Here is a 9,329-nt window from a genome sequence, read left to right as displayed (position 1 = left end):
GGTAGGCAGCTTGCCGGCCTTCGCATCAGCCAGGAACCTGTTGGTCTTCGGCGATTCGCCCAGGCCACCATCGCGCAGGTGCTTTGCGCGCGCTCCCGTTCCCGGTGCGAGTGAAACGAAATAGTTCAGCGGCTGGTGATGTGGCTGGAAGTTCGGCGTCGAGGGGAACGTGCCGTCCTCGCTATCGCCTTTCCCGTCGAGCGCGGCCTGGAAGCCGCCACCGTACCAGGCCCAGTCGACATCCCTGGCCGAGAGCATGTCACCGATCTGCTTGTGCTTCTGCGGCACGAGCGTGTTCGGGCTCGTCGCATCCGCCAGCAACGGATTCTTGCGATCGACATTGAAGCCCGGCGAATACGGCGGGCCGATCGTATTGACCGCGTAGAAGTCCGGCGTGAGCTGGTTGTGGTGGGCGAACTTCGGCTTGCCCTGCATCGCGCTCTTCGGCGACTTCTCGTCCATCTTGAGGCGGTAGTCGGTGGCGCTGCCGCTCTCGGTCACCGCGATGGCGAACTGCGCCGGGCTCTTGTCCGCATCCGGATAGAACGGCGGCTGCGCGGCGACGAGGTACTGGTGGTTGAGGAAGGAACCGCCGAACGCACCCATGAAGAAGCGGTCGCACAGCGTGAACTGCTCGGCCAGGCGCCACAGGCGGAGGTGCACCGGCGTATCGGCGTAATGGCCCATCGTGAGTGCGCCATTGTCGCCCCAGGCGACGAAGCCATCGTTCTTGCCACCGTTGATCTGCAGCTGGTTGTTGTAGAACGCATGCACGAGGTCGCGCGTGACCACGCCATGCGGCAGCGGCGTGCCGTCACCGGTGTGCAGTGCCCATGGTGCGTTGGGCAGGCCGGTGATCGCGTCCTCCGCGATCTTGTACGTGCGGTGGTCCACGGTCTGCTCGTGCGGCACCAGGCCGCCCCAGATCGGCGGGAGCGTCTTCAGCACCGAGCCGTCGCGGTCGCGCTGGGTGTAGCGCTCCGGCGGTACGTCCTTCAGCGGTTCCTTCAGGCCGGGGAAGTTCGCGAACAGGTTGTTGAAGCTGCGGTTCTCCGCGTAGATCACCACGACGTTGTGGATGTGCTTCTCGAGCAGCGCATCCAGCGCGGCGCCGGTGGGCGCGGGCGCATTGGCCTTCGCTGCAGGGGTGGCCGCATCCGCCGCGCCGCCGAGCGCGAGCATCGCACCGGTGGTGGCCATGCCACCAAGGAGGCGGCGGCGGCCGGTGTCGGGGGTATCGTTATCGTGCTTCTTGGTCATCGCTGCGAACCGTGGGCGTGGAGCTATCGAGGGGGAAGCTCCACGGTTTGAGAAAGTTCGGAGACGCCATGCTCGTCGAAAGCTTCGACCGCCACGACGTAGCGGACGCCCCTGTTCAGACTACGCAGGGTAAACGATGTGGGCTGATCGGCAAAACGCTGGTAGGTCGAGTGCAGCCGATCGGCCGCGAGGCCCCAGCGCAGGTTATAACCGACCGCCCCCGGCACGGCTTTCCAGGCGATCGTTGCCTCGCGGGTGTCCGCTCCACGCGTCGCGCTAACGTCCCGGGGTGCCTGTGGCACCGGGCCATCGGCGTTTCCGAATACGCGGATATCCGAGATCGCAAGGTGCTTCGCGCCGACATGCTTATGCACGTAGCGGATATAACGAAGGCGAGCGGGGTGATCGAGTTCAAGGTAAGCGTTGGGCCGGTCGCGGTCGGATGACGAAAGATCGGCAAGGGTCACCCAGTGCTTGCCGTCCGCGGAACCTTCGAGCACGAACTGCGTCACGATGTCGGGTGCATCGCCGTAGCGATCCGACCGGTAATCCGCATAGTTCACCTGGATGGCACGCACGGTCGGCGTGCCTTGCAGGTCCAGCGTCACGTTCTCGCCTGCGCGGTTTTCCTTCGCGACCCAGAACGTGCGCGGGTTTTCATCGGTGAGCGCCGACGCGGCATGCTCCGGCAATGCGGACGAAGCCGTCGCCTTCTTTCGATAAGAAAGCAGCATCCAACCGGTGAAGGTCGTCTCGCCGTCGCTAAGCGCGCGGTCGGGCATGCGGTGGGGAAAATCGCCGAAGCGTGTGTCGACCCACATCTCGCCATCGTCGTGCCAGCCCGCGGGGTACATGACGATGCGTCGTTCGAAGGTCTGGTTCACGCCCAGCCACGTGGTGCCCGTGTTCCACGTGTTGCCGTACGCGTCGTCGAACGTCGAGCCGTGTCCGGCGCCGGTGGCGAAGCCGCCCGGTTTATAGCCCACGGGGTTGTAAGGTGCATAGGCGAACGGACCCATCGGCGAAGTCGCGACATATACCCCGGTGCCGTACACGTTGTATTCGGTCCCGGGTGCACCGTACTGCAGGTAATAACGGCCGCCGTGCTTGTTCATCCACGAGCCTTCGATGTACGCCGGTTTGTCGCCCATCGTATGGTCCGGACCAAACCGTTCCCAGCCATGGTTCGCGGGATCCAGATGCAGAAGCGCAAGCGGCTGGGTCACGAACGCAAGGCGCTTTCCCTCGCCTTCGCTCGAGTCGAGGCGCATGTCGAGCTGCGCACCATAGAGCGGATACTTATCCGACGAGCCCCAGTAGAGATACACCTTGCCGTCGTCGTCGCGAAAGAGACCGGGATCCCACGGTCCAGGGGGGAGCGGTCCACGGACCTCGAGATTCCCGGCGGGGTCGTAGCGCGTCGCCCCAGGCACGGGCGGCAACTGGTGCGTCCAGAAGCTCCATTTCCCGTGGGCCGGTTCCGTCGACACCATCAACGGCTTCGGCGCGAATGCCGATTGCATAAGGAATAACTTGCCGTCGGCGACAAGGGTTGCCGGTGCGACATTCCCGTCGAATGGCCAGTGGTCGGGGCTGACAAAGTCCCAGTGCAGCAGGTCCTTTGATACCCAGTAGCCATCGGCAAGGGTCTGGAACAGGTAATACGCGTCGCCATACCGCACGATCGTGGGATCAGCGCCCGTGCGGAACGAAACGCCATCGTTCATCACCTCCCAGTTGTACCGGTAGTCGATGTCGATCGGATTGGCGTACGTATGCTGCGTGGCGCGCGCGATCACAGGTAGCGCCATTAAAAGGGTGAGGCACAAGGTACGGTGGCTCATGGATACCTCATGCTCAAAGGCTACCCCAATCAAGAGAGTATAAGCGGCGTTACATCGTCGCCCCGGCGAGCAAACGCCTGCGGTCACCATTTGGCCGCCGAGGTAGACGGAGCCGGCCTTCGGCGGTTTGCTTACGGGCGGGTGGGTCGGTCACCCTCATCCACGTAGGGTGCCGCCTACCGCCTCCGGGCTCATGCCCTACATTCGATTCAGACGTTACGTACGTCCACCACGGCCTAAACGTCTGAGCTATAGGGTATTATTTCTCGAGTCAAGGAAGAGGTGCCTATGTTGCGTTCGATGTATGCAGAATTCTGTGCTGAGAAGCTGACGGCCCTTGCTGGGCAGGTCGAGACCCTTGGTCGACTGAATGTCCTTCATCTACACACGCACTGCGAGACCTTCTATTTACATCTGCTCAACCTTATTTTCGGTCTGAAGCTGATAAATCTGAATACCACGTCGCAGAACGCGCCCGGTATCGACTTAATCGATGAATCTGCAGGACTCGCCATTCAAGTATCGGCAACTGCTACAAAGGACAAGATTGAAGGGGCTTTGGCGAGAGACTATACCGCCTACAAAGTAGACCGATTTCAGTTCATATCAATTTGTAAAGACGCGAGTAAGCTGCGAAAGCAGGTTTACGAGAATGTATCGGGCCTGAGCTTTGATCCGGTCAAGGACATCCACGACGTTATCTCTATCATGAACTGCATAGTGGCGCTTCGAGCCATTGATCAGGCGCCGGTCTATGAGTTCATAAAGAGCGAATTTGTCGAACGACGGACAGCTAAACTTCAGAGCACACTCGGCGCCATGATCGTCAAGCTTGCAGAGGCGGAAGCCATTTCAAGCCTGGCAAGCGCCGGTCTCCCCTTTGCAATCGACGAGAAGATCGACCATAACAAGCTGATTGAGGCCAGGCGCATCATTCAGGAGTGCGCGCCATACACGGCGAAGGTCGATGCTATATATGCGGAGTTCGACCGTCTCGGAAACAACAAGAGTCGATCAGTTTTTCTGGCGATTCTCGCCCTTTACGCAAGTACCTCTGACGAGGCGTCGAGCGATAAGAGGTTTCTAAAGCTCGTTTCTTTGGTCGTTGGACGCTTTTCGGAAAGTGAAGGTTTCGCAGGTCATGTAGCGATGGAGGATGCGGAGTTTGCGGCTGCTGCCCTTGTCGTTCACGCTTTCATGAACTGCAAGGTCTTTGATAGACCGCCAGGGGTCGTTCATGCTCTTGCCTGAAGACGTTAATCCAAGGCAATCGGCCTACTTCGGCGGCGGTCTTTTACTTCAGCACCTGTACGAGGTTCGTCGCGCTTCTATTTACGAGTTATTCGGACTCGTTAAGTCGGAGATTTCTTTTCCCGTTTTCGTGCTCTCGTTGGACTGGCTTTTTCTACTTGATCTTGTGGAGTTGGATGGAGATGGTTGGTTAGCCCTATGTTCTTAAGAGCCTTGGTCATATCATCAGTGGACGGCTTGATTCGAGAAATCAAGTTCCGTCAGGGCCTAAACCTAATCGTTGATGAGACGCCGACAGGTGCGGGCAAGTCTACGGGTAACAGTGTGGGCAAGACGACGGCCCTCATGCTCGTCGATTTCTGCTTGGGGGGAAGCCCGAAGCAGATCTATACCGATCCTGAAACTGGTAAGGACGAGTATCGTCTTGTTAAGGACTACTTGATTGAAAAGGAGGTTCTCGTCTCGCTGTGCCTAACTCAAGATCTTTCCTCCGACCCTTCGGGAGACGTGTGCATCGAACGCAACTTCCTATCGCGCAAGCGAGCAATTCGGCGCGTGTCGGGTCAGTCTTATACGGAGGAGGGCTTCAAAGAGGCGGTTTCGGAACTGTTGGTGCCGGGCCAGCTCGGGAAGAAGCCCACATACAGGCAGATCATTTCCCATAATATTCGATATAGTGAATCGGCGAATTCGAATACGCTGAAGACGCTAGACAAATTCACGAGGGATGAGGAGTATGAGTCCCTCTATCTCTTCATGTTCGGTTGCGACGTGGCCGACGGAGAGCAGAAGCAGATGCTTCTTGCTGATCGACGCATTGAACAGAGCTTTCTGGCTCGCCTTCAGCGAACGCAATCGTTATCTGGATACGAGGCGACGCTTGCCGTCGTCGAGGCCGGGATCTCGCGAATAAACGCCGAGGTCACCTCGCTAGGCGTTAGGGCTAGCATGGATGAGGATCTGAGGATACTCAGCGATCTTAAGGTCCAGGCTCACGTGGCATCTGAAGAGATATCGCATCTTCAGCTTAAGGAGAAGCTGATCACTGATGCGGCGAGAGAGCTTCGCACCTCAAGTGTCACGATTGATATGGCGGCCTTACGGCAGCTCTATATGTCGGCACGTGATCACGTCGACGGGATACAGAAGTCGTTCGAACAGCTTGTAGAATTCCATAATGGAATGCTTGAGCAGAAGGCCGCATATATCGAACGCGACCTGACGTCAATTCGTGAGCGCATTTCCAGCCTGAAGAATCTGCGTGCCCACGTTGTAAGCGAGGAACGGTCGCTGGCGTCTTCGGTGCTCGATGGGATGACATACGAGCGTTTGTCTGACCTAAACGCAAGGCTAAATGACCTCAGTAGAAGAAAGGGAGAGGCGGAAAGCCAAATTGCATCGATACGATCGGTAAACGCTCGCATCGATGAGATAGAAGTTAGCCTCAGGAATCTCGAGAGTCTCATGTTCTCGCGTGATGCCCAGCAGCGCATTCAGTCTCAACTCAATCGGTTTAATGTCATTTTTTCCGAAGTATCTCAAGAGCTTTATGGGGAGAGCTTCGCTGTTAAAGTCGAGCGAGTTGCAAGACGTGGAGCCTCGATATTCAAGTTTTCTGCGTTCAACACGAATATGAGCTCCGGAAAGAAGCAAGGCGAGATCGCTTGCTTCGATCTGGCGTACACAATTTTCGCCGACGATCAGATGATCCCCTGCGTTCATTTTCTGCTTAACGATAAACGAGAGTTGATGCACGGAAATCAGCTCGCGAGGATCGCCGCGCTCGCTGAACGTGAAGGTATTCAGTTCGTTGCATCTATGCTTCGCGACAAGCTTCCCGCTGAATTGAATCAAGACGTGTTCATCGTAACGAGGCTGTCCCAGCGCGATAAGCTATTCCGCATAGAGAAGTATGATTAGGGGTGCCAGTCACCGATTTTGGGGTATTCATAAAATCGGTTCGTCAACACGAGGGGCGCAGATGGTTTCACGAGTTCAGGGCACGACGGTGCCCGCCGGTGGCTATGAGCCACAATAATGCGCCGACACTCGTGCTGCTCCCCGGCATGGATGGTACCGGCATGCTTTTTGAGCCATTCCGGGCGTGCCTGGGTGACGATCTGCGAGTACAGATCATTCCATACGCTGATCAGGCCGGCGCCGGATACGACCAGCTCGCGGAGTACGTCGCACCGTTGCTTCCGCCGTCGCCCTTCATCTTGTTGGGTGAGTCATTCGCCGGTCCGCTCGCTATCCTGTTGGCCGCGAAGAAGCCACCCGGCTTGCGTGGCCTGGTGCTTGCCGCGACGTTCGCACGTAGCCCGAGGCCTTGGGCAAGGCATCTCTCGTCCCTGGTCCCACTCATGTTCATGAGCCGGGCCTGGGCGCACGCATCGCTTCCGTTCCTGATCGGCAATCGTGCACCGCGAGCGTTGAGGCAATCCTATATGGAGGCAGTGTCGGGCATTGGGAACGCGGCGCTTCGAGGGCGCCTGGCAGCCACGCTATCGGTGGATGTCTCCTCCTCGCTCGCCTTGACGGTAGTTCCGCTGCTCTGCCTGCGTGCGACACGCGATGTTCTCGTGCCGCAAGCGGCGACGGAGCATATCCACGCCACCCGCCCGGATTCGATTCTCAAGGCAGTCGATGGACCGCACGGCATCCTGCAGTCGAATCCCCAGGCCTGCGCAGACCATGTGCGCGACTTCATTGCAGCGAACGTCTGCAGGAAGTCTGTTCAACGTCACCAGGGCTTGCGCAACCAGTAAAGGCAGTGCGTACACCACTCGACGGAGTAGGGATCGACCCCACGCCGAAAGGGTGGATAAGGCAACTCGCCACAATGGGGACACTTCGGCGCGGCCGTTCTCGACGTTACGGCCGCTGCGAAGAAGGCCCCCATGCCCGGTATGACGGCCAGGAGCATCCACTTGCCCGCGAGCCACTGGCCTGCCAGGCCAACCACCATCCCGACGCCGCCCACGACGTAGAGCCAGCCAAAGCGTTTCCCGTACGCGGCGAGCGCAGCGCTCCATGCTTTTGTGACCTCGGGATCCAGCGTGGCGCGGGTGGGTGGCGAACTCGCCACGGTCACGCTCCGCGCACCCTGACGCCTGCAGCGCGCGCCAGTTCAAGGAAGCGCGCATCGTGCGCGCCACGATCAATGAAGAGCGCGCAGGAGCGCGTAGTGAAGACGTACAGCGTGTGTGGTGACACGCAGACGCTGTGTACCGCGCGCCATGCCACTTCGGCGGACATGACCGTGGTGGTGTACTTCACGGTGTCGCGGGTGATCGTGAACACCGGTGAGCCTTCGCGCCGGGCCTTGTCGGCAAGCCTGCGTACCGTCGTCGTCATCATCCACACCATGAAGCCCAGGCCGGAGACGATGCCGACGATGGGCGGGAGCCAGTCATGGGGGCGATGGCTCGGCGTACCCACGGAGCAAGCGATCACGGCGACGACCGCGATCGCCATGACGAACAAGGCGCGCGGCGCCCAGCGGTACATGCCGATCACGCTGCGGCGGAGGCTGGCGGGTGTGCGTACGGTATGGATGGTCAGGACGTCGGTTTGCGGCGTTTGTGCGGTCGCGTTGCTCATGGTTCGCCTGCAAGAAGAAGCGGGTTGGACTTCGGGAAGAGGGAAGGTGAGGCCGGCCTCAGTGAACCCACGCGATCACGCCACTCGCCGTGACGCGTACCGGGGCACGGTGCCATCGAGAAGCTCCCATCGGTGGCGAGAAGGATGTCGGCTGCCGGTAGGACGATGCGGAGCTGGCCGGGCTCGGCTACGGCCCCGTAAGGCGCCCAGGGCAGGCGGCGCCAGTACGTGGCGTGCCAATCGCCGTGCTGGCCGCGCTCGAGCTTGTACACGGCACCATTCACCCAGCCCAGGTGCGACAGGCCCGAGATCGCGATGATGTCGGTGCCCAGCCGTGTGATGGCCTGCACGTTCATGTCGCCTAGCTGGCTGACATGGCCTTGACCATCGTCGAAGTACAGCCCACCCCCGAACTCGCCCTTGTCGATGCCGTATAGCCGTCCACCATCGATGGACAGCTCCGGCAAAACCATGGGGCGATCGGTAAGCGCGCAACGCGAGTCGTAAGGCAAGGTGCGGCCCAGGGCCCATTCCTGTCGGTGGAACGGTGTAAGCGGCGCCGGGTGCTCGATCTGGTTGATCGCGGCGGCGGCGTAATCCCGAACCGGTGGATACCAATAGCCGCTGGCGGCCCGGCGGAGCGCAGGTAATGCGGCGCGGTCGCCCAGGCGCCCCAAGGCCAGGGCCGCAAAGGCACTGGCGTAGGCATCGGCAGGATCGGCCAGTACACGCTGGAGTGCCTGCTGTGCCGGCGGGTAGCGGACGTAGCCGAGGGAGGCTGCCGCGATCGCGCGAATGTCGGGTCGTGGACTATCAAGCAGCGCGATGGCGGCGTCTCCCGCCGCCGAGGGTGCGGAGGGTCCCAAGCTCGCCAGATCGAACAGGTCGCCCTCCGTGGGCGCGCCATGCAGCGCTGCAACGAGGTCTTTGCCTTCGCGCGTGGTGGGGCGTGTGTCATCCCGTACGGCTGCGGTCTCTATCGGCGGCAGTGCTGCTTGGGCACCGGCCACGTGCCAGGCCAATAACAGCAAGCACGCGATCCATCGCTGGGGCTTTGCACCCATGGCTCTCTCCCGGTCCCTGAAAGCCGCGGCGCCCCCGCCCCGTTCGGCGAGCGCATCTTGCGTGGGCGCGGCGCATTGGCGCAAGGCATGCCGCAACGCAGCCGATTTGGTGCATGAGGCTTATAAATGCACCGTCGTGGTGCAATCCAGCACATGTCATTTGGCCGGTCTATGATGCCGGAGCTTGATCCAGCCCGGTCTTCCGCTGCGGAGCCGCTGGCATAGCGATTGCTACAAGCCCTGCGCCCCAACACCTATTGCCGAGGTTTTGCCCATGTCCGCCGCTTCGAAAGTGCTGAACCTGATC

At 60.2% G+C, this 9,329-nt stretch carries 8 protein-coding genes; 4 read left to right on the top strand and 4 right to left on the bottom strand.

What is annotated here, in order from left to right:
* Positions 1-1,260 (bottom strand): acid phosphatase (gene acpA, locus ACTHLF_RS21290; protein WP_440330245.1); only part of this gene is annotated, 1,260 nt, incomplete at its 3' end.
* Between the two features lie 23 nt (positions 1,261-1,283).
* Positions 1,284-3,104, bottom strand: coding sequence for a family 43 glycosylhydrolase (locus tag ACTHLF_RS21285; protein ID WP_440330243.1), 1,821 nt, complete (start codon positions 3,102-3,104; stop codon positions 1,284-1,286).
* Between the two features lie 288 nt (positions 3,105-3,392).
* Here ACTHLF_RS21285 and ACTHLF_RS21280 point away from each other — a divergent pair, with 288 nt between their 5' ends.
* The 4 genes from ACTHLF_RS21280 (at position 3,393) to ACTHLF_RS21265 (ending at position 7,123) form a co-directional block, all read left to right on the top strand.
* Positions 3,393-4,355 (top strand): ABC-three component system protein, encoded by a 963-nt coding sequence (locus ACTHLF_RS21280; RefSeq protein WP_440330241.1) that lies wholly within the window; start codon positions 3,393-3,395, stop codon positions 4,353-4,355.
* Entirely contained in the window at positions 4,342-4,563 is a 222-nt protein-coding gene (locus ACTHLF_RS21275) for an ABC-three component system middle component 6 (RefSeq protein WP_440330240.1), read from the top strand. Before ACTHLF_RS21280 ends, ACTHLF_RS21275 begins: the two co-directional genes overlap by 14 nt.
* Positions 4,564-4,583: 20 nt before the next feature.
* Positions 4,584-6,275: a DUF2326 domain-containing protein gene (locus ACTHLF_RS21270; protein ID WP_440330238.1), complete on the top strand. Its 1,692-nt coding sequence runs from the start codon at positions 4,584-4,586 to the stop codon at positions 6,273-6,275.
* A 104-nt stretch (positions 6,276-6,379) separates the two neighbouring features.
* Positions 6,380-7,123 carry an alpha/beta fold hydrolase gene (locus ACTHLF_RS21265; protein WP_440330236.1) on the top strand — a complete coding sequence of 248 codons (744 nt, stop codon included), beginning with the start codon at positions 6,380-6,382 and terminating at the stop codon, positions 7,121-7,123.
* A gap of 322 nt (positions 7,124-7,445) precedes the next feature.
* Here ACTHLF_RS21265 and ACTHLF_RS21260 read toward each other — a convergent pair whose 3' ends face one another.
* Both ACTHLF_RS21260 and ACTHLF_RS21255 read right to left on the bottom strand, forming a co-directional pair.
* Positions 7,446-7,958: a YcxB family protein gene (locus ACTHLF_RS21260; protein WP_440330234.1), complete on the bottom strand. Its 513-nt coding sequence runs from the start codon at positions 7,956-7,958 to the stop codon at positions 7,446-7,448.
* A complete protein-coding gene (locus ACTHLF_RS21255; RefSeq protein ID WP_440330232.1) occupies positions 7,955-8,989 on the bottom strand; it encodes a HEAT repeat domain-containing protein in 1,035 nt (344 codons plus the stop codon). Before ACTHLF_RS21255 ends, ACTHLF_RS21260 begins: the two co-directional genes overlap by 4 nt.
* Between the last annotated feature and the right edge of the window lie 340 nt (positions 8,990-9,329).

Origin of the sequence: Luteibacter sp., assembly GCF_051958795.1 — a bacterium.
Taxonomy (GTDB): Bacteria; Pseudomonadota; Gammaproteobacteria; order Xanthomonadales; family Rhodanobacteraceae; genus Luteibacter.
Note: the sequence above shows the minus strand (reverse complement) of the source record. Positions and strands in the feature narration are given on the sequence as shown.